The organism is Bradyrhizobium sp. P3_C3 (assembly GCF_056402655.1).
Window position 1 is genome coordinate 17,247 of the sequence record NZ_JBFUGY010000051.1, and the last position, 24,159, is coordinate 41,405.

Annotated in this window: 21 protein-coding genes; 13 read left to right on the forward strand and 8 right to left on the reverse strand. The window is 64.5% G+C overall.

All coding sequences use genetic code 11. From position 1 onward, the window contains the following. Positions 1-98: 98 nt before the first annotated feature. Genes AC1DW2_RS37485 through AC1DW2_RS37510 form a run of 6 tightly spaced genes read left to right on the forward strand, consistent with a single transcriptional unit; the run spans position 99 to position 6,344 of the window. Positions 99-914: a sugar phosphate isomerase/epimerase family protein gene (locus AC1DW2_RS37485; protein WP_477008490.1), complete on the forward strand. Its 816-nt coding sequence runs from the start codon at positions 99-101 to the stop codon at positions 912-914. A 30-nt stretch (positions 915-944) separates the two neighbouring features. Beyond that, on the forward strand, positions 945-2,582 hold the full coding sequence (locus AC1DW2_RS37490; protein WP_477008491.1) for an ABC transporter substrate-binding protein: 1,638 nt from the start codon (positions 945-947) through the stop codon (positions 2,580-2,582). Continuing rightward, positions 2,583-3,569, forward strand: coding sequence for an ABC transporter ATP-binding protein (locus tag AC1DW2_RS37495; RefSeq protein WP_477008492.1), 987 nt, complete (start codon positions 2,583-2,585; stop codon positions 3,567-3,569). Then, positions 3,566-4,558 carry an ABC transporter ATP-binding protein gene (locus AC1DW2_RS37500; protein ID WP_354096480.1) on the forward strand — a complete coding sequence of 331 codons (993 nt, stop codon included), beginning with the start codon at positions 3,566-3,568 and terminating at the stop codon, positions 4,556-4,558. Before AC1DW2_RS37495 ends, AC1DW2_RS37500 begins: the two co-directional genes overlap by 4 nt. Continuing rightward, positions 4,558-5,487 (forward strand): ABC transporter permease, encoded by a 930-nt coding sequence (locus AC1DW2_RS37505; RefSeq protein WP_014495224.1) that lies wholly within the window; start codon positions 4,558-4,560, stop codon positions 5,485-5,487. The genes AC1DW2_RS37500 and AC1DW2_RS37505 overlap by 1 nt, the downstream gene beginning before the upstream one ends. Continuing rightward, positions 5,484-6,344 (forward strand): ABC transporter permease, encoded by an 861-nt coding sequence (locus tag AC1DW2_RS37510; RefSeq protein ID WP_354096481.1) that lies wholly within the window; start codon positions 5,484-5,486, stop codon positions 6,342-6,344. Before AC1DW2_RS37505 ends, AC1DW2_RS37510 begins: the two co-directional genes overlap by 4 nt. 47 nt (positions 6,345-6,391) lie before the next feature. On the opposite strand, the gene AC1DW2_RS37515 is transcribed toward AC1DW2_RS37510, so the two are convergent. Further along, positions 6,392-7,768, reverse strand: a complete 1,377-nt coding sequence (locus tag AC1DW2_RS37515) for a SagB/ThcOx family dehydrogenase (RefSeq protein WP_477008509.1) — start codon at positions 7,766-7,768, stop codon at positions 6,392-6,394. A 95-nt stretch (positions 7,769-7,863) separates the two neighbouring features. After that, positions 7,864-10,110, reverse strand: a complete 2,247-nt coding sequence (locus tag AC1DW2_RS37520; protein WP_477008493.1) for a TOMM precursor leader peptide-binding protein — start codon at positions 10,108-10,110, stop codon at positions 7,864-7,866. A 905-nt stretch (positions 10,111-11,015) separates the two neighbouring features. Between AC1DW2_RS37520 and AC1DW2_RS37525 the strand changes: the two genes are divergently transcribed. From AC1DW2_RS37525 to AC1DW2_RS37535, 3 genes are all read left to right on the forward strand, one after another. Next, positions 11,016-11,885, forward strand: a complete 870-nt coding sequence (locus AC1DW2_RS37525; protein WP_477008494.1) for a VOC family protein — start codon at positions 11,016-11,018, stop codon at positions 11,883-11,885. 201 nt (positions 11,886-12,086) lie between these two features. Beyond that, positions 12,087-13,937, forward strand: a complete 1,851-nt coding sequence (gene ilvD, locus AC1DW2_RS37530; protein WP_477008495.1) for a dihydroxy-acid dehydratase — start codon at positions 12,087-12,089, stop codon at positions 13,935-13,937. Positions 13,938-14,159: 222 nt separating this feature from the next. Next, positions 14,160-14,483, forward strand: coding sequence for a hypothetical protein (locus tag AC1DW2_RS37535; RefSeq protein WP_283016508.1), 324 nt, complete (start codon positions 14,160-14,162; stop codon positions 14,481-14,483). A 349-nt stretch (positions 14,484-14,832) separates the two neighbouring features. Here AC1DW2_RS37535 and AC1DW2_RS37540 read toward each other — a convergent pair whose 3' ends face one another. After that, the gene (locus tag AC1DW2_RS37540; protein WP_283016507.1) at positions 14,833-15,354 is read right to left on the reverse strand and encodes a GNAT family N-acetyltransferase; all 522 of its coding nucleotides are present in this window, start codon (positions 15,352-15,354) and stop codon (positions 14,833-14,835) included. A gap of 152 nt (positions 15,355-15,506) precedes the next feature. On the opposite strand from AC1DW2_RS37540, the gene AC1DW2_RS37545 reads away from it, so the two are divergent. The 4 genes from AC1DW2_RS37545 to fabI are packed head-to-tail and all read left to right on the forward strand — an operon-like array spanning position 15,507 to position 20,726. Next, positions 15,507-17,729 carry a DUF3141 domain-containing protein gene (locus tag AC1DW2_RS37545; protein ID WP_477008496.1) on the forward strand — a complete coding sequence of 741 codons (2,223 nt, stop codon included), beginning with the start codon at positions 15,507-15,509 and terminating at the stop codon, positions 17,727-17,729. Positions 17,730-17,758: 29 nt separating this feature from the next. Then, on the forward strand, positions 17,759-18,721 hold the full coding sequence (locus AC1DW2_RS37550) for a phosphate acetyltransferase (RefSeq protein WP_477008497.1): 963 nt from the start codon (positions 17,759-17,761) through the stop codon (positions 18,719-18,721). Positions 18,722-18,726: 5 nt separating this feature from the next. After that, positions 18,727-19,941 carry an acetate/propionate family kinase gene (locus AC1DW2_RS37555; protein ID WP_071913859.1) on the forward strand — a complete coding sequence of 405 codons (1,215 nt, stop codon included), beginning with the start codon at positions 18,727-18,729 and terminating at the stop codon, positions 19,939-19,941. Continuing rightward, positions 19,938-20,726: an enoyl-ACP reductase FabI gene (fabI, locus tag AC1DW2_RS37560; RefSeq protein ID WP_477008498.1), complete on the forward strand. Its 789-nt coding sequence runs from the start codon at positions 19,938-19,940 to the stop codon at positions 20,724-20,726. Before AC1DW2_RS37555 ends, fabI begins: the two co-directional genes overlap by 4 nt. A 6-nt stretch (positions 20,727-20,732) precedes the next feature. Here fabI and AC1DW2_RS37565 read toward each other — a convergent pair whose 3' ends face one another. The 5 genes from AC1DW2_RS37565 to AC1DW2_RS37585 form a co-directional block, all read right to left on the reverse strand. Beyond that, the gene (locus AC1DW2_RS37565; RefSeq protein WP_071913863.1) at positions 20,733-21,191 is read right to left on the reverse strand and encodes a MaoC family dehydratase; all 459 of its coding nucleotides are present in this window, start codon (positions 21,189-21,191) and stop codon (positions 20,733-20,735) included. A 13-nt stretch (positions 21,192-21,204) separates the two neighbouring features. Beyond that, positions 21,205-21,855 carry a 3-oxoacid CoA-transferase subunit B gene (locus AC1DW2_RS37570; protein WP_477008499.1) on the reverse strand — a complete coding sequence of 217 codons (651 nt, stop codon included), beginning with the start codon at positions 21,853-21,855 and terminating at the stop codon, positions 21,205-21,207. 4 nt (positions 21,856-21,859) lie between these two features. Next, the gene (locus AC1DW2_RS37575; RefSeq protein ID WP_477008500.1) at positions 21,860-22,507 is read right to left on the reverse strand and encodes a CoA transferase subunit A; all 648 of its coding nucleotides are present in this window, start codon (positions 22,505-22,507) and stop codon (positions 21,860-21,862) included. Positions 22,508-22,600: 93 nt separating this feature from the next. After that, entirely contained in the window at positions 22,601-23,197 is a 597-nt protein-coding gene (locus AC1DW2_RS37580) for a hypothetical protein (RefSeq protein ID WP_477008501.1), read from the reverse strand. Continuing rightward, positions 23,194-24,120 (reverse strand): alpha/beta fold hydrolase, encoded by a 927-nt coding sequence (locus AC1DW2_RS37585; protein ID WP_477008502.1) that lies wholly within the window; start codon positions 24,118-24,120, stop codon positions 23,194-23,196. Before AC1DW2_RS37585 ends, AC1DW2_RS37580 begins: the two co-directional genes overlap by 4 nt. Positions 24,121-24,159 lie beyond the last annotated feature (39 nt).

Consider the following 24,159-nt stretch of genomic DNA (forward strand, 5'->3'; position numbering starts at 1 on the left):
CCACATCGGCGCATCGCCGCGGCACCTGCGTTTCACGGGGCTGTCACTTAACTGGTCTAGCGCTGCTCCTGTCATCGCTGACGGTCAAGGAGCAAGCCATGTCGAAGCCGGTGCTGGGCGCAGCATTGTCCATCAAATCGATCCCTGCTCACCGCGACTGGCTTCTGGAACGGCAGCGCGATCTCGAGATCCAGGATTTCTTCCGCGCGGATTTGCTTGACGGCGATTGGCGGAGTGCGGCCAGCGAGATCAAGCAGATGCTCTCGGGCCATACCGGTCGGCTCGGCATTCACGGCCCGTTCTGGGGCTTCAAGATCGACAGCCATGATCCCTTGATCCGCAAGGCGGTGACGAAGCGCCTGCTTCAGGGCCTCGATGCCGCGGAATTCCTTGGCGCGACGCAGATGGTGATCCATTCGCCGTTCACGACCTGGGACCACAACAATCTCGACCTCTATCCTGATAACCGCGGCAATCTCGTCGAACGCGTCAAGACGACGCTAGCCGAGGTGATCGCGCGCGCCGAGACGATCGGCTGCGAGGTCGTCATCGAGAACATCGAGGACAAGGATCCGCGCGACCGCGTGCGCCTCGCCAAGGCGCTCGAAAGCAACAAGGTCCGCGTCTCCCTCGACACTGGCCACGCCAACTATGCCCACATCTCCACCGGCGCGCCGCCGGTCGATTACTATGTCGAGACCGCCGGCGACATGCTGACGCATGTGCACCTCCAGGACACCGATGGCTTTGCCGACCGGCACTGGGCGCCGGGCGAGGGCAACATCCCGTGGGTGGCCGTGTTCCGCGCACTGGGCCGGCTGACCTCCAACCCGCGGCTGATCTTCGAACTCCGCAATCACGACGACGTTCGCGCCGGCGCAGCCCATCTGGCCGCGCTCAGTCTCGCTGAATAACCGGCATCACAAAGATCAGGGCTTATCGTCATGAGCAAACTCACCCGTCGCACCATTCTGAAGTCCGGCGGCGTTGCCGCGGGCACGCTTCTCCTGCCGCGCTTTGCGATCGGGCAGGCCGACAACCGCCCGTCGGTGACGATCGCCGTGCAGAAGGTGACGAATTCGAACGTGCTCGACGTGCTGCGCGAGCAATCGAACGTCGGCGAGCGCGTGTTCTTCTCCTCGATCTGGGAGGGCCTGATCTCCAAGAACTGGCGTGGCAGCCTGGAGGCCGTGCCGKGCCTCGCCACCGAGTGGCGCCGCATCGACGACCAGACCGTCGAGGTGAAGCTGCGCCAGGGCGTGAAGTTCCACAATGGCGACGAGCTGACGGCCGAAGACGTCGTCTTCACCTTCAGCCGCGAGCGCATGTTCGGCGAGACCGAGGCCAAGAGCCGCTCCACCATCCAGGCCTTCGAGAAGATCCCGACGCCGCGCCCGGGCAAGGAATTGCCGCCTGATGTGCCGGCGGTCGCCCGCCGCATCTGGCCGGACCTCGTGCGCGTCGATGCCGTCGACAAGTACACGGTGCGCTTCTACAACGCGACGCCCGACGTCACGATTGAGGGCCGGCTGTCGCGCTACGGCTCCGACATCATGAACCGCCGTGCCTGGGAGCAATCCGCGAGCTATCTCGACTGGGCGCGCAAGCCGATCACGACGGGCCCGTACAAGGTCGTCGAGCTCAAGCCCGACGTATCGCTGACCCTCGAAGCGCATGACGAATATTGGGGGGGCCGGCCGCCGCTCAAGCGCATCCGTTTCCTCGAAGTGCCCGAGGTTGCGAGCCGCATCAACGGGCTGCTTTCGGGCGAATACCAGTTCGCCTGCGACATCCCGCCGGACCAGATTGCCGGCATCGAGAAGAACTCTGCGTTCGAAGTGCAGGGCGGCACCATCCTCAATCACCGCCTGACCGTGTTCGACAAGAACCACGCCCAGCTCGCCAATCCGCTGGTGCGGCGCGCCTTCACCCACGCGATCGACCGCCAGGCGATCGTCGACAGCCTGTGGGCGGGCCGTACCCGCGTGCCGAAGGGTCTTCAGTGGGAATTCTACGGCGACATGTTCAACGCCGACTGGAGCGTGCCGGCCTACGATCCGAAGCTCGCGCAGGATCTGTTGAAGCAGGCCAACTACAAGGGCGATCCGATTCCGTATCGCCTGCTCAACAACTACTACACCAACCAGGTTGCGACCGCCCAGGTGCTGGTCGAGATGTGGAAGTCGGTCGGCCTCAACGTCCAGATCGAGACCAAGGAGAACTGGTCGCAGATCATGGAACGCGCGCCGACCCGCGCGGTACGCGACTGGTCGAACTCGGCTGCCTTCAACGATCCCGTCTCGTCGCTGGTCGCCCAGCACGGCCCGAACGGCCAGCAGCAGCAGATCGGCGAGTGGACCAACGCCGAACTGAACAAGCTTTCGGAGTTCCTGGAGACCTCGACCGACCGGGCCGCCCGCAAGAAGGCGTTCCGCCGCATGCTGGAGATCGCCGAGCGCGAGGATCCCGCCTATACGGTGCTGCACCAGAACGCGACCTTCACCGCGAAGCCGAAGTCGATCAAGTGGAAGGCGTCGCCGGCATTCGCGATGGATTTCCGCGCCGGCAATTTCGAGGCGTAAGTGGCGACGCCGCTGGTCAGCATCCAGGGCCTCAGCGTCGCCTTCAACGGCGTAGCGGTCCTGCGCGGCGTCGATCTCGCTTTGCAGAAGGGCGAGGCCCTCGGCCTCGTCGGCGAGTCCGGCTCCGGCAAGTCGGTGACGTGGCTTGCGGCGCTCGGCCTCTTGCCGCGGCATGCAAAAGTCTCGGGCTCCGTGCGGCTCGACGGACGCGAAATCCTCGGCGCAGCCGCGGGTGAGCTTGACCGGGTGCGGGGCGGGCGGGTCGCCATGATTTTTCAGGATCCCGCAAGCGCGCTCAATCCGGTGCTCACCATTCGCAAGCAGCTCTGCGAGGCTTTGGCACTGCATCGCGATCTCTCGGGCGAGGCGGTGAAGGCCGAAGCGCGGCGGCTGCTCGATCTCGTCGGCATTCCCGATGCGGCGCGGCGGCTCGAAGCCTATCCGCACGAATTCTCGGGCGGCCAGGTCCAGCGCATCATGATCGCGATGGCGCTGGCCGGAAATCCCGATCTCCTCGTCGCGGACGAGCCGACCACGGCGCTCGACGCCACCATCCAGGCGCAGATCTTGGAGCTGCTCTCGACCATCCGCCGCGAGATGAGCATGGCGATGGTGCTGATCAGCCATGATCTCGGCGTCGTCGCGGAAAAGTGCGACCGCGTCGCCGTGATGTATGCCGGCCGCATCGTCGAGCAGGCGCCCGCCAACCAGCTCTTTGCCGATCCCGTCCATCCCTACGCGCAGGGCCTGATCGGCGCACTGCCGCCGCTCGACGGACCGCGTCGGCGTCTCACGGCCATTCCGGGGACCGTTCCCGATCCCGCGCACATGCCAAGCGGCTGTGCCTTCGCGCCGCGCTGCGCGCTGGCGGCCGAGCCGTGCGGACTTGCCGTGCCGAGCCTCGCGCCGATCGCGAACGATCGCGTGGTTGCCTGCATCCGTGCCGAGGCCTCGCGCCGCGCGCTGCTCGGGATCGCTGCCGAATGAGCGGGCCGCTTGTCGAGGTGTCCTCGATCTCGCGCAGCTACGCGATGCGCTCCGGGATGTTCGGCCGCAGCACAGCGGTTCACGCGGTCGACGGCTTGTCACTTGCGATCCGCAAGGGCGAGACGCTCGGCCTCGTCGGCGAGTCCGGCTCGGGCAAGTCGACCACGGGTCGTATCGTGCTCGGTCTCGAGCCGCCGGATCGCGGTGAGGTGCGGTTCGACGGCAGGGCGATGGCCGCGCCAGGCACGAAGGCGTGGCGCGCGCAGCGGGCGCGCATGCAGATGATCTTCCAGGATCCGCTGGGGGCGCTGGACCGGCGGTTGCCGGTCGCAGCCCAAATCCGCGAACCCCTGGACATTCACGGTCTCGGCACGCCGGCCGAACGCGAGGAGCGTGTCCGCGAATTGCTGCGCGCGGTCGAGCTGACGCCGGCGCATGGCGCGCGCTATCCGGGCGCGCTCTCCGGCGGCCAGCGTCAGCGTATCGTGCTGGCGCGGGCACTGGCGACAAAGCCCGATTTCCTCGTCTGCGACGAGCCGGTCAGCGCGCTCGACGTCTCGATCCAGGCGCAGGTGGTGAACCTGCTTTGCGACCTCCAGGCGCAGCTCGGGCTGACGCTGCTGTTCATCAGCCACGATCTGCGCGTTGTCAGGCAGATCAGCAATGCCGTCGCCGTGATGTATCTCGGCCGCATCGTCGAGATCGGCAGCGCCGACGATCTCTTCGCGCGTCCCGAACACCCCTATACGCAGGCGCTGGTCTCGGCGTCACCCGCGCCCGGCCGCCGCAGTGCGGGCCGCATCGTGCTGGCAGGCGATCCGCCGAACCCGGCGGCGCGGCCCCAAGGCTGTGCCTTCCATCCGCGCTGCCCGCGCGCTATCGCGCGCTGCGCGAGCGAGGTGCCGGCGCTGTCGGCCGTTGGTGGTGACAGGCAAGTCGCCTGCCATCTGGTGACGGGGCCGCAGGCCGAGACGCGGGACGCGGCCTGATGGGACGCTATCTCGCCATTCGGATCGGACGCGCGGCGCTGACGATCGTGCTCGTCGTCACCTTCGCCTTCGTGGTGCTGCGGCTCTCCGGCGATCCTGCGCTGATGATCCTGGGACCGGAGGCGCCGCCGGAAGTGCTCGCTGCTTTCCGCAAGGCCTGGGGGCTCGATGATCCCATCTGGTTCCAGTACCTCGACTACTTCGGCGCCATTGCCAAAGGCGAGCTCGGCCGCTCCATGCGCGACGGGCGGCCGGCGATCGAGCTCGTGCTGGAGCGGATTCCGGCAACACTGGCGCTGACGCTGCCGGCCTTCTTCTTCAAGGTGGCCCTCGGCATTCCCGCCGGCATCTACGCGGCGCTGCACCGCGGCTCGGGAATCGATCGCGCCGTGATGATGACGGCGGTGGCCGGCTTCACCGTGCCGAGTTTCGTCCTTGCGCTGCTGCTCGTGCTCGTCTTTGCCGTTCAGCTCGGCTGGTTGCCGTCGGGCGGGCAGGACAGCTGGCGTCACGCCATCCTGCCAATCGTGACACTCAGCCTCGGCGGCGCCGCGGTGCTGGCGCGCTTCACTCGCAGCGCCATGCTGGAGGTGCTGGGCCAGCCCTATATCCGCACCGCCTCGGCCAAGGGCGTGCCGTGGCGCAAGGTGGTGACGTCGCATGCGCTGCCGAACGCGGCGATCCCGACCGTCACCATCCTCGGCTTCATGGTGGGCACGCTGATCGCGGGCGCGGTCGTGGTCGAGAGCGTGTTTGCCTGGCCCGGAGTAGGGCGCCTGCTGGTCGTCGCCGTCGCCAACCGCGACCTCGCCGTCGTGCAGTGCATCCTGTTGCTGGTCGCGATGACCATGGTCACGTCCAATCTGATCGTCGATTTCCTTTACGGCTTCCTCGATCCGCGCCTGCGCGCCAAAGGGGCGCACGCATGACCGACGCAACGCTGAAGGACGCAGGCGTCCGCCGCCGCATCAGCCTTCCCGCGATCCCGGTCTCGGTCGCGCTCGCGATCAGCTGGATCGTCGCCATGCTGGTGATCGCGGCGTTCGCCGAGAAAATCGCGCCTAACAGCTTCACCCAGCTCGACCTGCGCAACCGGCTGGCTGCGCCCGGCAATGTCGCGCACTGGCTCGGCACCGACGAGCTCGGCCGCGACGTGCTGTCGCGGCTCCTCGTCTCGATCCGCATCTCGCTGTTGATCGCCTTCGGCGCGACCGCGATCGCGGCGATCGTCGGCACCACGCTTGGCTTTCTCGCCGCGCATTTCCGTGGGGCCGTCGAGCAGCTCGTGCTGATGCTGACCGACTTCCAGGCCAGCATGCCGTTCCTGATCATGGCGCTCGCGGTGCTCGCCTTCTTCGGCAATTCGCTGCCGCTGCTGATCGGCCTGATGGGGCTGTTCGGCTGGGAGCGCTATGCCCGCATCGCCCGCGGCCTCGCCATCTCCGCCAATGCGCAAGGCTATGCCGCGGCCGTCCGCCAGCTCGGTGCGACGCCGTCGCGCATTTACCTTAGGCATATCCTGCCCAACATCGCTTCGACCCTGATCGTTTCGACGACGCTGGTTTTCCCCGAGGTGATCCTGATGGAATCCGGCCTGTCCTTCCTCGGCCTCGGCGTGCAGCCGCCGATGACCAGCCTCGGCAACATGGTCGGCTATGGCCGGGAGTACCTGACCCGGGCGCCCTGGATCATGCTGGCGCCGGCGACCACCATCGTGATCACCACGCTGGCCGTCTCCGTGATCGGCGACTGGCTGCGCGACCGGCTCGATCCAACCCTGCAATAGGGCGACTGGCCTGACGCATGCGTCGATTTGCCGTCGGACACCCGTTTCTAGCCTTGGACCTCCGGCGTCCTGCCGCGCCCGAGCGCGAATTGACCGACCGGGCCCTCGATATGGAATTCCAACTCCGTCATTTTCGCGAACAGATCGATGTTGGTGCTGCCAATGGCGCAGCCGCCGAGGCCCATATCGGTCGCCGCCAGATAAAGCGTCTGAATCAGGCTGCCGACATCCTTCAGGATCAGCGAATATGCGATTGAGCTGTATTTCCAGGAGACCCGCCCAAAACGCGCCGCGATCGTGATGAGGATTTGCGGCTGACCCGGCGCGTCCATGGCGAACTGGGCAGCCGCCAAATGCGCCTGGAGTTGTTGGGGGGAGGCGCTGATCGCGACGAGCGCGTGGCTCCCTGCATCGTAGTGGTAGAGTCCGCGCGCAAGCCCGTCGCAGTTCGCGACGGTAAGGTACAATTCCAGCTCGTATGCGCTGCCCGCCGACGGATAAGGCCTTGTGCTGTAGGTGACGTCGGAACCGCCTTCGAAATACGGCTCGCTCTTCCATTCGGACAGGACACGCGCGCTGGTGTCGAGAAACTGCGCGAGTTCGCCGAGCGTGACCGGATTCTTGTCGTCGAATTCCCGCGTTGAATGGCGTTCGCGCAACAGCTTCGGGAAGCGGGAGTTTGGCTCAGGGGAGGAGAATTTGCGCAGGTCAATCTTGCTGCCGGCCCAGGGCGGACGCACCGCTGGCGTCGGCGGAACGATGCCGGCATAGGTGAAGGCGGCGCCGACCGGATTGGCTTGCCGACCCTCCGTGCTCCGCGTGTGAAACACCAGATCGTGGAAATCCCAGAGTACGAGGTTGCCGTCGCCTTCGTTCACCCGCAGGCCTTCTCCATCTTTCGTATCGAGCTTGAGCAGGATCTGGCTGTCCAGCAACAGTTCGAGCAGATGGAGGGTGGGGGAAGCTACCTTCTGGTTGAGCTTGCCGATCTTCCGAGGCTGCGACAGCGCAGCGAGGGTGGCGGCGATGGCGGGATCGCCAATCCGGAACAACGCGCCGGCGCGTGGCGATTCCAGCACCAGCTCGTTGCCGCGCCGACGCAGAAAGGCAAAGCGCGATAGCACAATGGTGTCACGACTGCCCAGCTTCGCGCGCCGCGGCCAGTATTCGGGGACTTGGGGCTCGATGACCACGAAGTCCTGCGTGTTACGCGAAGAGGAGAGGCGGTATTCCAGAAGCCCCTGCCGGGCCAGGCGACGCACCAGGGCGTCGACGTCTCTCGCGAGGGCGCTCTTGCCTGCAAAGGACGCGAGCGGAAGGCCGGTGCTCAGATGTCGCGCGCAGTTCATCGCGGCCGCGCTGAATTGTCCGAGGTTGACGGAATAGTCGCCCAGAATGGCGGTGATGTTTCCGTCCGGCTGCATCTGGAGGGAGAAATGATGGCTCAATCGGGCGGCAATGTCTGGCGCGATCTTCCTGGTCGGCTTTTTCCGGGGAGCGCGCACGAAAGAGCAACCCTTCAGGTGTGTGGAAGGAATGAAGTCAGATCGCTTTCCGGTCGCGGCCGGTCCAGCAATCCGAGCTTCACCGGCACATCGTAAAGGCGACCCGGTGCGAAACGGCGATAGAAATGACGCAGGCCGGGAACGAGCACTCTGACGACCGGAACCTCGACGTCGGGACGTGTCTGGTCGAGGACGAGGAAATCGTAGCCAGCACGGGCGGCAATCTCGACGCAGGCGACGACCTGGTCACGCGTATTGTCGTGAAGCTTGAGGCTTGGCGCTGGGGGGACGATCGGGTGGTCGCTCGGTGTCAGGAACGGGTAGTCTTCCAGGCGCAGCGGCGTGACACCGTCGAGGGTCGGCTTCTCGCCGCTTGCGCCGCCCATCATGCCGACGGACATAAATTGGGTCAGTTCGGTGAGGGATCGCAGCAGCGCTATATGGCGGTCGAAATGCGCGCCGGAACCGAACTCGATATTCTCGTGTCCATTCTGCATCCAGTGCATGATCGCCACGTAAGTCGGAATGCCGAGGTCGGTGGTGATGTCGAGCACCCACAGCTTGCGCCCGGCTTCCGCAAATTGAGCCTGGAGATCCCGAACATAGAAATCGTCGAATCGCCCGAGATCGACCTCGGCGCGTTGCACCCGGTTGTACCACCAGATCGCGTAGGCATCGCGCTCGATCAGTTCGAGGAAGCCCTGAACGATGGCTTCGTCGCGGGTGTTGCCGGCCGCGCAGCCGTTGGAATCCGTATGAAAGCCGCCATAGAAGAAGTACAGGAGGCCGGTCGGCAGATATTTGAAGCGTTTGTCGCGCAACGACGAGACCGGCGACCACTCGGTCTTCGTCGAGGGATCGAACGGCTCGGGCACCGGATGGGGATCGTCCGGCTGCTGCAGAAACCTGGTCTTGAACTGCGTTTCGCTGAAGAGCTGGACATCGTTGGGAAGAAGCGCGTCGCCAGGCGCGAAATCGACAAAGCGGCGCGTCGTCCTGATCTCATCGCCCTGGAAAATGCCCGAATAGCGTTCGATCGATTCCATCAGCGCGCTGGCTTCACCCTGCTCGGCGGTCGAGCCCTTGCCAAAACTGCCGCCGCTCAATCCGGACCTGAGCTGGTCGATGCTGTGGGCCGGCGCGGAGAAATTGTGCTGGGCGAAGTAATTGGTGTTCATCGGCAGGTCGACGTCGATCCGCTCGAGCCGGGTGACCACGCCGGTCAGCGGGCTCACATGCTTGCGGAAGCGCGACACCGTCGACCGCGACGTCACGGTGCGATATCCACCGCTGGTCATGACGAGTCTCTTGCCCTCGGCAATCTCGACCAGGGCTGGAGATCGGCGCGGGTTGTTCAGCTTCCTGCTGCCGCAGGTCGGACATTGCGGACGTCGCGTCACGTAGTGCTTGGCGATGGCGGCGCCGGTCAGGTCTAAGCTTGCGATGTGATCGCACAAATCGGTGCGAAAATCCGAGGCAATTGCCTTGGCGATCTCGACGGCCGCAAAATGGATTCCAGTCTTGCCGACGCTTTCTCTGACGAGAGGCGACATGGCAACCGCACGCGCCGGTCCCCGGTCAAGAAACCCCTTGATCTCCCGGTTGCGGATCATGCGATCGAACAGGCAGGTCCAGCAGGCGCTCTCGCCCGGTTTGAACATGGGCCCGACCAGCGGAAACGCGCCGGACGGCTGTACCAGCAGCCATGGCGTCTTGCTGGCTACGCGTTCGTGGTTCAATTCGGCGAGCCGCCGGTCAAGATAATCGTTCACCAGGGTGATCGTGAGCTTCGGCGAACGCTTGGCGATTTGAACGCCGAGCTTACCCAAGGCCGCGGTCAGCTCCTTGGCGCCTTTGACGTCAATCGACTCGACCTGCACGGGGCAATTGCGAAGATTTTGTTCCGCGATCTCCAGGGGCATGCCGAGGCTTGCCAGGAAACCGCCAACGGCGTCGTCGAACGCTTTCGGGGTCCGCGCAACGACATATCGGCGATCGAGCAGCCGCTTGATTGCTTCCTCGATCTTGTCGGCCGGGAAGCGCTTCGAAAGCTGGCGAATGATCTCCGACCCGGCCTTGCCGTGTTGCCCGATCGCAGTGGCGAGGGCGCAGTAGAGCTCGCCGTGCAGGAAGAATTTGCGGTTCTCGGAATAGAGACAAACCGCATCGGGAGGCAGCAAGTAAGCGGTGAAGTTCGGTGCAAATCGGAGAATGTCTTTGCGGGTCTGCCGCGCAACGCGGGTCTTGCGAGTTGCAGTCATTGAGTCAGCACGCTGATCCTGTTGCCGTCACGCTAGATCCCCGGCGCAAGATGGATCGTCGCGACCGCACGCCGGCATTTTCCCAGAGAATTGAAGCGAATTCAGCTGTCACCCGCAAGCCGCCGATGCAGGCGTCGTAGCGAAATCAAGCAATTGGCCGGACCCTTTCTTGAGGCCGGCCAATGACCTATCAACCCGTGAATTTGACATTCGGAATGCGCCGGGGTCTAGCACACGCGGCAGCGGCCCCACGATGCGCAGCAACCCGCGCATGATACGGCGCATCCCACCACACCAACGCCACAGCCGACAGCACAGCCAACGGCACAACCCGCACATCGGCAACCGACGCCACATCGGCAACCACGGCAAGCCCGACAGCCTCCGCAGCCGCGGCAACCGCCGCATCCGCGCCATGCCAGCTGCACGCGGCTACCGGCGTTTTCCTTGTCGAAGAGATGGAAGGTGGCCAGGCTGACGTCAGCCATTTCCTCTTCATCGAGCGTGATTGCCTGGCCCGTTCCAAGGTGCGGCAATTGTTGTACGTCGGGTGTCGGCACGGCGGACGCCGATGCGCCTCCCGCCAGCGAGAACGTCAACCCTGCGGCTCCGAACGCCGGCACGGCGACTTTGCTTACTCGCTTCTTCCCTTTAGAAGTCTTCTTCGCCTGCCGCATGGTCCAACCTCCGAGCATTGCAAGAAGTATCCCAGCCGCGGTAAGTCTACGCCCAGGAAATAACGCGGGCAACAATTACGCGCACAAAAGCGCGGCGCTGCACGTTCGGGATGTATTCATCTTCATGAACGGCAATCGGCACGGCCGCGTCAACGATCCACGCTCTCGGTGCGCGTGCAACTTGGTGCAGTGCCGCAATCGCTTCCAGGTTTGAACGGAGAGATCGGCGTGGCGGATCAACTCGGACGTTTCGCTTGGTACGAGCTGCTGACCACGGACGTCGCGGCGGCGGGCGCATTCTATCGCAAGGTCGTCGGCTGGGGCGTGACGGATGAATCGACTCCGGAACTGCATTACACGGTGCTTCGTAGCGGCGGCACCCCGCTGGGCGGCCTTATGGACATCCCGGAAGAGGGGCGGAGATCAGGGGCAACGCCGAGATGGATGGGTTACGTCGCTGTCGACGACCTGGACGGGGCTGCCGCGCAGATCAGGCGTCTCGAAGGCACGATCTTTGTGCCGCCGACCGACACCAATATTGGCCGAATAGCAGTCGCTGCCGATCCGCAGAAAGCGACGTTCGGGCTGATCGAGAAACCGACATATGGCCGATGGAAACCGGGCCGGCTGGACGAGCCGGGGCGCGTAGGCTGGCATGAGCTATTGGCCGCCGACCGGACCGTGATCTTCGATTTCTACAGAGAACTGTTTGGTTGGCAGAAGGCTGACGCTCAAACCGATCCAGCGGACTGGTACCAATTGTTTTCGGCGGAGGGGCAAACGGTCGGCGGCATGCTGACGAAACTTTCGAGCGTAGCGCAGCCATGTTGGCTGCATTACTTCAATGTCGACGACATCGGCGCTGCGACGAAGCATGTGAATGCTGGTGGAGGCCGGATCCTCCAGGGTCCGATCGAATTGCCTGATGGCTGCTGGATCGCACGATGTGTGGATCCCCAGGGCGCCCTGTTTGCGCTGCAGGGTGCCGGGGGGCATGCAGGCATCGAGCCATTCTCGGCCTCGGAAGTCGGGTGGTCCGCCAAGTGGGGCGGCATTGCCTCCCAGGGGAGAATTGTGCTGCCCAAGCCGAAGCGCTAGCTGCTGCAGCGTCCGTCCGGCGCTGGCGCGACCCTGCAATAACCCGCGCCGGGAGCAGGGGAGGCCTGCGCTGGGCCGATCCGGGCCGTTTCGGGGCAAGTTCCCGTTGCGCGCGCCCAGCCCGTGCGCTATCCGGCCGGAAAGGCCTGAGGCGGCTTCCATTTTTCCGCCCGGCTGACCCAACCGAGGACGGAAACCGCCATGCCAGCCTATCGCTCCCGCACCACCACCCACGGCCGCAACATGGCGGGCGCCCGCGGCCTCTGGCGCGCGACGGGCATGAAGGATGCCGATTTCGGCAAGCCGATCATCGCGGTCGTCAACTCGTTCACCCAGTTCGTCCCCGGCCACGTCCACCTCAAGGACCTCGGCCAGCTCGTCGCCCGCGAGATCGAGCAGGCCGGCGGTGTCGCCAAGGAATTCAACACCATCGCGGTCGATGACGGCATCGCCATGGGCCATGACGGCATGCTCTACAGCCTGCCGTCGCGCGAGCTGATCGCCGACAGCGTCGAGTACATGGCCAACGCCCATTGCGCCGACGGCCTCGTCTGCATCTCCAACTGCGACAAGATCACGCCCGGCATGCTGATGGCCGCGCTGCGGCTCAACATCCCCGCCGTGTTCGTCTCGGGCGGCCCGATGGAGGCCGGCAAGGTCACGCTGCAGGGCAAGACCAAGGCCGTCGACCTCATCGACGCCATGGTGGCGGCCGCCGACTCCAAGGTCAGCGACGAGGACGTCAAGGTGATCGAGCGCTCGGCGTGTCCGACCTGCGGCTCCTGCTCGGGCATGTTCACGGCCAATTCGATGAATTGCCTGACCGAAGCGCTTGGCCTCGCATTGCCCGGCAACGGCACGGTGGTGGCGACCCATGCAGACCGCAAGCGCCTGTTCGTCGAGGCCGGCCACACCATCGTCGATATCGTCCGCCGCTATTACGAGCAGGACGATGCCTCCGTGCTGCCGCGCAACGTCGCCAACTTCAAGGCGTTCGAGAACGCGATGACGCTGGATATCGCGATGGGCGGCTCGACCAACACCGTGCTGCATCTGCTGGCGGCGGCCCATGAAGGGCAGGTGGAGTTCACCATGCAGGACATCGACCGGCTGTCGCGCCGCGTGCCCGTGCTGTGCAAGGTCGCGCCGTCGGTCGCCGACGTCCATGTCGAGGACGTGCATCGCGCCGGCGGCATCATGGGCATTTTGGGCGAGCTCGATCGCGCCGGCCTGATCGACACCTCCGTCTCGACCGTGCACGCGCCGACCATGAACGACGCGCTGGAGCGCTGGGACATCAAGCGCTCCAAGAGCGAGTCTGTCCGCACGTTCTTCCGCGCGTCGCCCGGCGGCATCCCGACCCAGGTCGCCTTCAGCCAGGAGCGCCGTTACGACGAGCTCGATAGCGATCGCGAGAAGGGTGTGGTCCGCAACCTCGAGCATGCCTTCAGCAAAGATGGCGGTCTCGCCGTGCTCTACGGCAACCTCGCGCAGGACGGCTGCATCGTGAAGACCGCGGGCGTCGACGCCTCGATCCTGAAATTCTCCGGCCCCGCGCGCGTGTTCGAGAGCCAGGACGCCGCTGTCGAAGGCATTCTGGGCGGCAAGGTCGTCGCCGGCGAGATCGTGGTCATCATCTACGAAGGTCCGCGCGGCGGCCCCGGCATGCAGGAGATGCTGTATCCGACGAGCTATCTGAAATCGATGGGCCTCGGCAAAGCCTGCGCGCTCGTCACCGACGGACGCTTCTCCGGCGGCTCGTCCGGCCTGTCGATCGGCCATCTGTCGCCGGAAGCGGCCGAAGGCGGCAACATCGGTCTCGTCCGCACCGGCGACCGCATCGCCATCGACATCCCGAACCGCAGCATCACGCTGGAAGTCTCCGACGAGGAGCTCGCCAAGCGCCGCGCCGCGGAAGAGGCGAAGGGTGATGCCGCCTGGCAGGCTGTGGGCCGTAAGCGCAACGTCTCGACCGCGCTCCAGGCTTACGCTGCGCTCACCACCAGCGCTGCGCGCGGTGCCGTGCGCGAGGTGAAGCGGCGCACGAAGTAAGCGCTGCACCGTCCGCGCCTCGCGCGCATAGTCAACAAGTTCTGAACGGCCGGCGAAAGCCGGCCGTTCGCATTAAGGATGCCTCGACGAAGTTCGGCAACTCGGGATGTTGCAGCGTATACTGCTCGCGACCTTCGCAAATCCATTTTGGGCAACTGGGGCACCACCACAATGTCTCGTACTCTCGCTATCGCTTTCTCAACAGTCGTCGCCGCGATTTCCATGACGAGCGCGGCCTCCGCCGGCTGCTACAATTGCTACGCGCCGCCGCCGTGCCAGACCTGCTACCAGCAGCAATACGTGCAGCCGCAATACCGCACCGTCGACGAGACCGTGATGGTGTCGCCCGGCGCGACCGTCGCGCACCGCGCGCCGGCGCAGTACCGCACCGTGATGGTGCCGCAGACCGTGATGGTGGCACCGCCGAGCGTCCAGTACGAACGCATCCCGCCGCAATACGCCACGCGCCAGCGCGTCGAGATGGTTTCGCCGGGGTATTCCTATTACGCGCCGGTGCAGATGGGCTGCGCGTCCTGCGGCTACTGAGCCAACGCAGCGACGAAGAGTTTCGGGCGGCGCTCCTTTGGGGGCGCCGTTTTCTTTTGAGGCAGCAAACGAGGCCCGGAAATGGACGCGAATCCAACCGGGCCTCGCAACCGGCGACGCCCTGGGCGGTGTCGCCAGTGTCCGGGATTGCTGAGGGGCGGCGTGTGTCGGCGGCCGACATGTTGCGAAGCTAGACGAACAGGCTGACGCTCGCCTGACAGATCACGTGCGGCGGAAAATTCAGGCTTGGGGTGAGGGCGCGCGTTTGGAGGTGCCGGTACCAACGGACGGTGGCGCGACGCGCCGCCGCCATTTCTCTCGATGCTGGAGCTCTCGTGCCGGCCGCGTATTAGGACAGCTTCAATGCCATGTGAATTACACCGGGTTCGCGGATCGTTGCGGGCTTGAAGCCAAACTTGTCGAAGACGCGGAGCATCGCTGCGTTCTCCGGTAGCACTTCCGCGGTCAACTCCGTCAAACCGGCCTCGCGGGCGATAGCGATCAGATGGTGCGTCAGCAGCCCGCCAACGCCGCGTCCCTGCCAGGCATCGATCACGACGAAAGCTGCCTCGGCCCGTCCAGGCTCGAATATGACATAGCGACCACCGCCGATGATCATGCTGCGGCTCGCCTCTTCCGTGCACGCAACCAGCGCCACGTGGTTTCTGAAATCGGGTTCCATGAAGAAAGCGCGTTCCCGTTCGGAAAAATGACGCTTCGTCACAAAGAAGCGGCGTTGGAGCGATTGAGCGCTGGTCTCCTCGAGCGCGGCAAGCATGTCGGGCTCGTCCTCGGGACGAAGCGCCCGGATATCGACCAATCGTCCGTCGCGAAGTCTCTCCTGGCGGCTGTAATTTGCGGCATCCGGCACTTGAGCTCTCCCGCGGCCCGATTGCGGCGCGCCCCCGCGGGGCAGTTGGTCGATCCCGATTGACGCGAACACCGTCGCCAACCGTTGACCTAAATCAACGTCAGCGACCGCCGACCTTAATTGAATGACCTCGCGCGACGACGAGGTCGAACATGGCGATCAAAGACTTAAAGCTGCCTGATGGCCCAATGTCGGGGCTGGTCGCCTCGGCCGTGGAATACATGGTCGATGCGGGACAGCGCAGCGTCCTGTTCCTGGACATCATGCGCCAGCGCGGCGACCAGTACCGCGAGCACGTCGCCCAGACTGCGCCGCACGTCCTGCAATATGCCGCCGAACTGATCACGGACGGCCGGAAGCTGGACGAGCCCGTCAACTACGCACTGGTGCGCATCATTCCGCCGAAGGATGTTGAGATCGACATGAGCCGGCGTCCGTTCATCGTGGTCGATCCGCGCGCCGGCCATGGACCCGGCATCGGCGGCTTCAAGGCCGATAGCGAGATCGGCGTCGCCATGAAGGCGGGGCATCCCTGCTACTTCATTGGCTTCCTTCCGGAGCCGATGCCCGGGCAGACCATCGAACGCATTGCACGCGCGGAAGCCATCTTCATCGAGACCGTCATCAGCCGTCATCCGGACGCCGACGGGAAGCCCTGTGTGATCGGCAATTGCCAGGCCGGCTGGGCCGTCATGATCCTGGCGTCACTGCGGCCGGAATTGTTTGGGCCGCTGATCATCGCCGGTGCACCGCTGGCCTACTGGGCAGGCGTGCACGGCAAATACCCCATGCGCTATTCCGGCGGCCTGCTGGGCGGAAGCTGGCTCACGGCGCTCACGAGCGATCTCGGTGCCGGCAAATTCGACGGCGCCTGGCTGGTGCAGAATTTCGAGAACCAGAACCCGTCGAATACGCTCTGGACCAAGCAGTACAACGTCTACTCCAAGGTCGATACCGAGGCGGAACGCTATCTCGATTTCGAGCGCTGGTGGGGCGGACACGTCAATCTCAATGCCGAGGAAATCCAGTTCATCGTCGACGAGCTCTTCATCGGCAACAATCTCGCAGCCGGCAAGATCGATATGTCCGATGGCCAGAAGGTCGATCTGCGCAACATTCGCTCGCCGATCGTGGTGTTCTGCTCCAAAGGCGACAATGTCACCCCGCCGCAGCAGGCGTTGGACTGGATCCTGGACTGCTACGCCGACGTCGACGAGATCAGAGCTTATGGCCAGACCATCGTCTATACCGTTCACGAGAGCATCGGCCATCTCGGCATCTTCGTATCCGGCGGTGTGGCGAAGAAGGAGCACGCTGAGTTCTCCAGCAACATCGACCTGATCGACGTGCTGCCGCCAGGACTCTACGAGGCCACGTTCGAGGCCCGTGGCAACGAGACGCTCAATGCGGATCTTGCGGTAGGCCAGTGGGTGATGCGCTGCGAGGCCCGCACGCTGGATGATATCCGCGCGATGGGCGGAAATTCGCCCGAGGACGAGCGGCGCTTTGCTGCGGCCAAGCGTGTCTCGGAGCTCAATCTCGCTGCTTATCAGAAATTCATGCGGCCGTGGGTGAAGGGCATGGTGACGCCCCAACTCGCGGAATGGGCCCGCAACATGCATCCGCTGCGGCTGCAATACGAGGCGTTCAGCAGCCAGAACCCCTGGATGTCCACGGTCAAATCGGCTGCCGATCGTGTCGAGACAGACCGCAAGCCGGTTTCAAAGGACAATCCATTCCTGGCATTCCAGGAACAAATGTCGAAGCAGATCGTGCACACGCTGGATAGCTGGCGCGATGCGCAGGAGGCGCTGAGCGAGGCCGTCTTCCTCAACCTCTACGGCTCGCCGCTGCTCCAGGCCGCGGTCGGCGTCGACCCTAATTCCGTGCCCTCGCGCCACCGGGAGATGTCGCAGGAGCATCGCGCCATGCTCGCGGCACGGATCGCCGAGCTGAAATCGCACATCGCTGAGGGCGGGCTCCGCGAAGCGGCGCTCCGCGCGCTGCTTTATGTTGGCTCCGCACGCGGCATGGTGGATGAGCGGAGCATCGAGGCGTTGCGGCAGGTTCGGCGTGACCATGCCGGCGCCCGCATGACGCTGTCGGAATTCAAGAAGCTGGTGCGTGAGCAGTTCTTCATGCTGCTTCTCGATCGCGAAGGTGCTCTCGCTGCGATCCCGAAATTGTTGCCCGACGACACCAACCAGCGGCGTGCGGCCTTCGTGGCGATGCGCGAGGTGCTGTCGGCGAGTGAGGACATCACCGGCGAGCGGGCCAATCGCCTGAAGCGCGTCGCCGCGCTCTTCGGTCTGGACGGAGAGGGCGAGTTGACATCGAACGTCGCCCCTTTCGATCCCAAGGCACGGGCGTCGTAACGCGGATTGGCAGGATCGGGAGTGACATCATGTCGGCCGACACGACGCAAACCCAGCCCGGCAGCAAGTACGATAGGTTAATTGCGGCGGCGAAGGGCGCGCCGCCAACGCCGACCATCGTGGTGCATCCTTGCGACGAGACCTCGCTGCGCGGCGCCATCGATAGCGCAAGCGCCGGCATTATCCGGCCTGTGCTCGTCGGGCCCGAGCGGAAGATCAAGGATACTGCCGCCCGGTGCGATCTCGATGTGTCCGGCTTCGAGATCGTTGATGCCGCGCACAGCGACGAATCCGCGGCCAAGGGCGTCGAGCTCATCCATGCCGCCAAAGGCGAGCTGTTGATGAAGGGCAGCCTGCACACCGACGAATTGATGCGCGCCGTCACCGCCAAGACCGGAGGCTTGCGCACCGACCGACGTATCAGCCATGTCTTCGTGATGGATGTGCCTGCCTATGCAGAGACCATCTTCGTGACGGATGCGGCGATCAACATCTTCCCCGATCTCGACGCCAAACGCGACATCATTCAGAACGCGATCGACCTCTACAACCAGGCAGGGTTCGGCAAGACGCCGCGGGTGGCGATTCTGTCTGCCGTCGAGACCGTGACCTCGAAAATCCCCTCGACAATCGAAGCCGCGGCCCTGTGCAAGATGGCTGATCGCGGCCAGATCACCGGCGGCATCCTCGACGGCCCGCTGGCTTTCGACAATGCCATCGATCTGGAGGCCGCGCGGATCAAGGGCATCACATCCGAGGTCGCCGGCCGCGCCCAGATCCTGATGGTTCCGGACCTTGAGTCCGGCAACATGCTCGCCAAGAATCTCGCCTATTTCGCCAAGGCCGATGGCGCCGGCATCGTGCTCGGTGCGCGTGTGCCCGTCGTGCTGACCTCGCGCGCCGATTCGCCACGTGCGCGGATGGCGTCCTGTGCCGTCGCCGCGCTCTATGCTCATGCCCGGCGCCGGAAGGCGCCGACGGTTGCCGCGTGATCGCCATGGATACGATCCTCGTCGTCAATGCCGGCTCGTCCAGTGTGAAGTTTCAGGTCTATGCGATCGAAGGCGACGGTGCGCTTCGTCGTCAGATCAAGGGACAGATGGACGGTATCGGCAGCCGACCGCGTCTGCGGGCAAGTGGCCCGAGCGGCGATCCGATGGCCGATCGGGCTTATCCGATCGAGGCTGTGCCTGATGTTCCGGCGGCGATGGCCGTTGCCGGCGACTGGCTGCGGGACGAACTTCGCGTCACGCCGATCGCGGTCGGTCACCGGGTCGTGCATGGTGGGCCGGACTATTCGCGGCCGGTACTGATCGACCACGGCGTCGTGTCCCGTCTCGAACGATTTGTGACCCTGGCGCCGCTGCACCAGCCCCACAATCTGGCGCCGATCCGTTCGCTGCTGGCGAATTTCCCGACGCTGCCACAGGTTGCCTGCTTCGACACCGCATTTCACCGCACGCATGATGCCGTCGCCGACCATTATGCTATTCCGCATCAACTTCATGCCGAGGGTGTCAGGCGCTATGGCTTTCATGGGCTGTCCTACGAGTATATCGCCCGGACGCTGCCGGGCGTGGCGCCCGATATCGCGAAGCGGCGCGTGATCGTTGCCCATCTCGGCAGCGGCGCGTCGATGTGCGCGCTCAAGGACGGGCGCAGCGTCGAGAGCACCATGGGTTTCACAGCGCTCGATGGCCTCCCGATGGGAACGCGTCCAGGGCAGATTGATCCCGGGGTGGTGATCTATCTCATCTCCGAGAAAGGGATGTCCGCCTCAAACGTGCAGAACTTCCTTTATCGCGACTGCGGATTGAAGGGGCTCTCCGGTGTCAGCAATGACATGCGCGAGCTGGAGGCGAGCGCCGACCCCAAGGCGAAGCTCGCGGTCGACTATTTCGTCTATCGGATCGGTCTCAGTGCCGGCATGCTCGCGGCCGCCTTGCAGGGCCTCGACGCCTTCGTCTTCACGGCCGGGATCGGCGAGAATTCGGCGAACATTCGCGCTCGCGTGGTCGAGCAGCTAGGATGGCTCGGCGGCACGCTCGATCCCGTCGAGAACGCGCGTAATTCCAGGCTGATCTCGCGTTCCGACAGCCGCATCCCCGTCTACGTCGTGCCGACCGACGAGGAACTGATGATCGCACAGCATACGCTGTCGCTGTTGATGAACGGACAATCGACCAATCCAAGGCAAGAGAGGGTGTCATGATCCCCGTGTTCCCGGATACAAAGGTTGCCCTGAAGGGCAAGAAAGGCCTCGTCGTCGGCATCGCGAACGACCAGTCCATCGCCTGGGGGTGCGCGAGGGCATTTCGTGCGCTTGGGGCCGATCTGGCCGTCACCTACCTCAACGATCGCGCCAAGAAACACGTCGAACCGCTTGTGCAGGCGCTGGAAGCGCCGATCTTCATGCCGCTGGACGTGATGACGGAAGGGCAGACCGAGGCGGTGTTCGAGCGGATTGCGAAGGAATGGGGACAGCTCGATTTCCTGCTGCATTCGATCGCCTTCTCGCCGAAGGAGGCGCTCCATGGCCGCGTGGTGGACGTCGGCCGCGATGGCTTCCTTAAGACGATGGACGTCTCTTGCTGGTCATTCCTGCGCATGGCGCATCTCGCCGAGCCGCTGATGAAGAACGGCGGCACGATGTTCACCATGACCTACTATGGCAGCCAGATGGTGGTGGAGAACTACAATATCATGGGCGTGGCGAAAGCGGCGCTTGAAGCGGCCGTCCGCTACGCGGCCGCCGAACTTGGCCCCAAGGGCATCCGCGTGCACGCGATCTCGCCAGGCCCGCTCGCCACGCGCGCGGCGTCAGGTATCCCGGAGTTCGACGAGCTCATGGACAAGGCGCAGTCCAAAGCGCCGGCGCGCAGCCTGGTCAGCATCGACGACGTCGGCAATGCCACCGCGTTCCTGGCGCTGGATGGTGCCAAGCTGATCACCGGGGGCGTTCTCTATATCGATGGCGGGTATCACATCATCGACTGAGCGCCCTCAGCGATAGTGCAGGGCGATCAGCTCGGCGACGCAAGCGGGCTTCTTGCCGCCCTCGATCTCGATCACGAGATGATAGTTGACGCGCAAGCCGTCCGGCGGCACGTCCTCGGTTTCAGCGACGGTGACCCGGCCGCGGAGCTTTGAACCGGCCGGCACCGGCGCCAGATACCGGATGCGATCCGCGCCATAATTCAGCGTATTGCGCAGCCCTTTCAAACCCATCACGGATCGAATGAACAGCGGAGCAAGCGAGAGCGACAGCAGTCCGTGAGCGATGGTGGTGCCGCCGGGCGCTTCCTTCCTGGCGCGGTCCTGGTCGACATGGATCCATTGCTCGTCACAGGTTGCTTCGGCGAATTTATTGATCCGATCCTGGGTCACTTCGATCCAGTCGCTCGCGCCGATCTCGGTGCCGACCGCGGATTTGATCTCGTTGAAGTCGCTGAATATCCGCATGGTCGTGACCTCGTCAGATCGTCATTTCCGGGATGTTGTCAGGAATGACCAATTCGGCCTCTGTCACCGCCATAACCTCGCCAACGCTGACACCTGGAGCGGTCTCGAGCAGCGTCGCCTTGCCGTCCGCAAAACCGATGACCGCCATGTCGGTCACGACCAGATGGACCGGGCGCGCCGAGGTCAGGGGCAAGTTGCATGTCTTGACGATCTTCGACTTGCCCTTCGCAGCATGTTGCATGGCGACGATGACCCGCTTGGCGCCGCTGACGAGGTCCATCGCCCCGCCCATGCCCGGCACCATCTTGCCTGGGATCATCCAGTTGGCGAGAAGCCCATGCGCATCGACCTGGAGGCCGCCGAGCACGGTGACGTCGACATGGCCGCCGCGGATCAGTCCGAACGACATCGCGCTGTCGAAGGTCGCCGCACCCGGGAGCGCGCTAATGGGGCGGCCGCCGGCGTCTGTCAGCGTCGGATGCGCCATGCCTTGTTCGGGAATCGGCCCGGTGCCGATCAGTCCGTTCTCCGACTGAAAGAAGATTTTCAAATCGGCCGGAACGTAATTCGCAACCAGGGTCGGAATGCCGATGCCGAGGTTGACAAGGTTTCCGCTCTTCAACTCCCTGGCGACGCGTCGGGCGATGATGATCTGCGGGTCCATGATCTCACCCGTTGGTAATGAGGTAATCGACGAGCGGCGCCGGGGTCACGACGTGATCGGGCGCGATGACACCGACGGGCACGATGTTCTCTGCAGTGACGATGACCGTGTCGGCAGCCATCGCCATGACCGGGTTGAAGTTGCGGGAGGTCAGTGCGTAAGCGAGATTGCCGAGATAGTCGGCGAGAAACGCGTGAACCAGCGCGTACTGCGCCCGCAATGCCGTCTCCAGCAGGAACGGCTTGCCATCCACCTCGATCTGACGCTTGCCTTCGGCAACCAGCGTTCCGACGCCCGTCGGCGTCAGCACCCCGCCGAGGCCACATCCGCCTGCGCGGATGCGTTCGACGAAGGTGCCTTGCGGCACGAGATCGACGGCGATCTGGTTCGCGAGCATCTGCTGCTGCGCCTTCGGATTGAGGCCGATATGCGTTGCCGTCAGCCTTGAGACCAGCATAGCGTCGAACAGCTTGCCGACTCCTTTGCCGGGGGTGGCGGCGTCATTGCAGATCAGCGACAGGCCGGTCTTGTTCTGCCGCACGAGTTCGTCAAGCAGGCGCTCCGGGGTTCCGACGCCCATAAAGCCGCCGACCATTACGCTCGCACCGGCCGGGATCATCGCAACGGCTTCTTCGACGGAAACGGCCTTCATGGGCGGAACTCCGGTCGGCAGGCGCAGGTGAATACCGGATCGATGTTGGGGGCGGGCAGACTCTCGGCTTTGATCTGCGTCAAGGTTGCCGGGTCATTCGCGCAGGCCAACGCCGACGCCTGCAAGGGTCTCGTGCCAGAGCCTGCGCACCTCGGCGTGCCGCCGTTCGAGCGTCGCGCTGACGGCATCCCGGAAAGGTAGGAGGTCCGGGCCCTTCAGGAACAGAATCTGCGCCTGTAACAGCCGGCCGCTCTCGAACTCGATACGGCGCAGCGCCATCACGAAGGGATCGTTCGCGTTCGCTTCCGTCGGCAGCAGGGCCGCCGGCCGGATCCCGGCATGGACCGCATGTGCGAGCGTCGCGAGGTGAATGGTCTGTGCGCGGGCGTGGTCGGCAATGCCTTCGATCGGGGCGGGGAGCCAGGCCATCTCCCAGGATGCCGCCATGGGGCCCAGCGCGAGGTCCGGGACCCAGGCGGTCGCGCGCATGAGAAGCGAGACGATCTCGCTCTCGCGATAGAACTGCGCGTGCAATTCGGTCTGCCAGGCGGCATCGAATCTCGCGGGCAGGGCGACCGCGAATTGCCGTGCCAGCGCACCATGCGCAGAAACCAGGAACGCGGCGACCCGCGTCTGCTGGCGCGGCGGCACGCGCCCGTCGGCTTGCAGCGGTCCGAAGAACGCGCTCATGTTGCTGGCCTCTGCACCGGAATCGCGCGCAGATGGTCATAGCCGGCGGGAAACGGCGAAAAGTCTCCGCCGGCATCCTCCGGCGCGATCAAGACCTGCTTGTTGCCCTGCCAGCGGCCAGCCAACACGTCCTCGGCGAAGCGCGCCAGCAGGTCGGCTGTTAAGGCGGCCTTTTCGAGCGTGAAGGCGTGATAGGCCCTCGGAATGATGACGAGCGCACTGTCAGCAATTTCCACACGCAACGTCTCGTGCAGCGTCCGCGGCGTGAGGAAGTCGAACTCGCCGTTCAGGATCATGGTCGGGACGGATATTGAGGAGAGCTGCGGCGTCAGCGGCTTGAAGTCGAGGAAAGACTCCATCAGGTTCTGAAGGGCGTAGACGTCGTTGACCAGCCAGCCCTGCCGCTTCACGTTGTCGAGCTTGTCCAGCAGCGGCTTCAGCCACTGGTCGGATAGGTTCATCGGCAGCAGCAGATCCTGGAGGTAGCCGGTGCCGCCCAGGATGAGGCCGGTGCGCAAGGCGTTGCCGATCAGTAGCAGTTGTGGTGAAAGCTCGGCAAAGCAGCTCATCGGTACAAGGCCCGACAGCCGCGCGCCATGCTCGATGGCATAGCGTAGCGCGATCAAGCCACCGAAACTGATGCCACTGAGGAAGACCGGACTGTCGCCAAGTTCGCCGATCAGGCGATGCAGCACAGCGATGTGGTCGTCCTGATCGATGAACAGCGCGGGCTTGTCGGAGACGCCCTGGCCGAGCAGGTCGAACGTAGCGACCCGGAACCGACGTGCGATCAGCGTGTCGCGATACGTGCCCCAAAGCTCGGAATACTGCGTCAGACCGTTGACGAGCACATAGGCAGGCGCATTCGCCGGTCCGTCGAGCTCATAGCGGACACGATATGAGCCATGACTGAGGAAGGGCATTGCGGGGACCGGCCAGCGTGACGATGACCACGATCCTCA

What these genes read in the sequence shown, in the direction of transcription:
- AC1DW2_RS37485 (WP_477008490.1), top strand. Translation starts at nt 99, where the DNA reads ATGTCGAAGCCGGTGCTGGGCGCAGCATTGTCCATCAAATCGATCCCT.
- AC1DW2_RS37500 (WP_354096480.1), top strand. Translation starts at nt 3,566, where the DNA reads ATGAGCGGGCCGCTTGTCGAGGTGTCCTCGATCTCGCGCAGCTACGCG.
- AC1DW2_RS37505 (WP_014495224.1), top strand. Translation starts at nt 4,558, where the DNA reads ATGGGACGCTATCTCGCCATTCGGATCGGACGCGCGGCGCTGACGATC.
- AC1DW2_RS37510 (WP_354096481.1), top strand. Translation starts at nt 5,484, where the DNA reads ATGACCGACGCAACGCTGAAGGACGCAGGCGTCCGCCGCCGCATCAGC.
- AC1DW2_RS37515 (WP_477008509.1), bottom strand. Translation starts at nt 7,768, where the DNA reads ATGCAGCCGGACGGAAACATCACCGCCATTCTGGGCGACTATTCCGTC.
- AC1DW2_RS37520 (WP_477008493.1), bottom strand. Translation starts at nt 10,110, where the DNA reads ATGACTGCAACTCGCAAGACCCGCGTTGCGCGGCAGACCCGCAAAGAC.
- ilvD (WP_477008495.1), top strand. Translation starts at nt 12,087, where the DNA reads ATGCCAGCCTATCGCTCCCGCACCACCACCCACGGCCGCAACATGGCG.
- AC1DW2_RS37535 (WP_283016508.1), top strand. Translation starts at nt 14,160, where the DNA reads ATGACGAGCGCGGCCTCCGCCGGCTGCTACAATTGCTACGCGCCGCCG.
- AC1DW2_RS37545 (WP_477008496.1), top strand. Translation starts at nt 15,507, where the DNA reads ATGGCGATCAAAGACTTAAAGCTGCCTGATGGCCCAATGTCGGGGCTG.
- AC1DW2_RS37550 (WP_477008497.1), top strand. Translation starts at nt 17,759, where the DNA reads ATGTCGGCCGACACGACGCAAACCCAGCCCGGCAGCAAGTACGATAGG.
- AC1DW2_RS37555 (WP_071913859.1), top strand. Translation starts at nt 18,727, where the DNA reads ATGGATACGATCCTCGTCGTCAATGCCGGCTCGTCCAGTGTGAAGTTT.
- fabI (WP_477008498.1), top strand. Translation starts at nt 19,938, where the DNA reads ATGATCCCCGTGTTCCCGGATACAAAGGTTGCCCTGAAGGGCAAGAAA.
- AC1DW2_RS37565 (WP_071913863.1), bottom strand. Translation starts at nt 21,191, where the DNA reads ATGCGGATATTCAGCGACTTCAACGAGATCAAATCCGCGGTCGGCACC.
- AC1DW2_RS37570 (WP_477008499.1), bottom strand. Translation starts at nt 21,855, where the DNA reads ATGGACCCGCAGATCATCATCGCCCGACGCGTCGCCAGGGAGTTGAAG.
- AC1DW2_RS37575 (WP_477008500.1), bottom strand. Translation starts at nt 22,507, where the DNA reads ATGAAGGCCGTTTCCGTCGAAGAAGCCGTTGCGATGATCCCGGCCGGT.
- AC1DW2_RS37580 (WP_477008501.1), bottom strand. Translation starts at nt 23,197, where the DNA reads ATGAGCGCGTTCTTCGGACCGCTGCAAGCCGACGGGCGCGTGCCGCCG.
- AC1DW2_RS37585 (WP_477008502.1), bottom strand. Translation starts at nt 24,120, where the DNA reads ATGCCCTTCCTCAGTCATGGCTCATATCGTGTCCGCTATGAGCTCGAC.